Source organism: Nonomuraea zeae (genome assembly GCF_005889725.1).
Lineage (GTDB): Bacteria > Actinomycetota > Actinomycetes > Streptosporangiales > Streptosporangiaceae > Nonomuraea > Nonomuraea zeae.
The window spans coordinates 1-762 of sequence record NZ_VCKX01000715.1; the positions used below are offsets into that span (position 1 = coordinate 1).

Here is a 762-nt window from a genome sequence, read left to right on the forward strand (position 1 = left end):
CCCCCGGCTCCCGTCTCGTACGCCCTCGACTCCCCGTGCCCGCCCCCACGGGGCACGGGGCGTCTGCGAGCGGGGTCAGGGCGTGAAGATCTCCTGGACCTGGACGATCTTCCCCTTGTACACCGTGATGAGCGCCGGCTGCCGGTGACCGCCGTGCCGCTTGATCAGCGTGGAACGCGAGCAGCGCTTGCTGCCGAGCCCGTTCTTCCTGTTGACCGTCAGGTCCGTCATCGACGACTTGCACCCGTACGCCGACAGGAACACCACGTTCTTCGCGATCGGCGAGGCGTACGCCCTGGCGTCCCCCTCGGACGGCCCGACGAAGTGGCCCTCGGTCTGGGTGCCCTTCTTCCACTTGATCGGCGCGTACTCGGCCACGCCGCCCCGCACGAAGGTGATCCAGCCCCGCAGGATGCCGTCGTGCCGGGAGTGGATGCCCTTGGTGAAGTCGTGCTTCGGGTCGGCCTGGAAGCTCGTGCCGAAGGTCTTGGGCGCCTGGTACTTCGGCCAGGCCGCCGCGGCGCTCACGGCGGCGGGGTGGGCGGCGGTGGCGGCCTGAGCGGCCACGCCGGACGTCAGCACCACTGCCGCGGCGGCACCGCCGGCCAGGAGGCTACGCATTGGTGTGTTCACGCTTTGTAAGATCCACGATCAACCGCATGAGTTCGTACGAACCAGAGTGAAACAGGTCACACCCACCCCCACCCGTCCCCTTGTCCACCCCGACACCGTGCCGGATGCCACCACCCGCCACCCGCATGC

Annotated in this window: 1 protein-coding gene; it reads right to left on the reverse strand. The window is 69.2% G+C overall.

Annotated features, from left to right (window positions below):
• Positions 1 to 75 precede the first annotated feature (75 nt).
• Positions 76 to 621, reverse strand: a complete 546-nt coding sequence (locus tag ETD85_RS62560) for a hypothetical protein (RefSeq protein ID WP_138699133.1) — start codon at positions 619 to 621, stop codon at positions 76 to 78.
• Positions 622 to 762 lie beyond the last annotated feature (141 nt).

Coding starts and splice junctions, on each gene's coding strand:
- ETD85_RS62560 (WP_138699133.1), bottom strand. CDS start 621: ATGCGTAGCCTCCTGGCCGGCGGTGCCGCCGCGGCAGTGGTGCTGACG.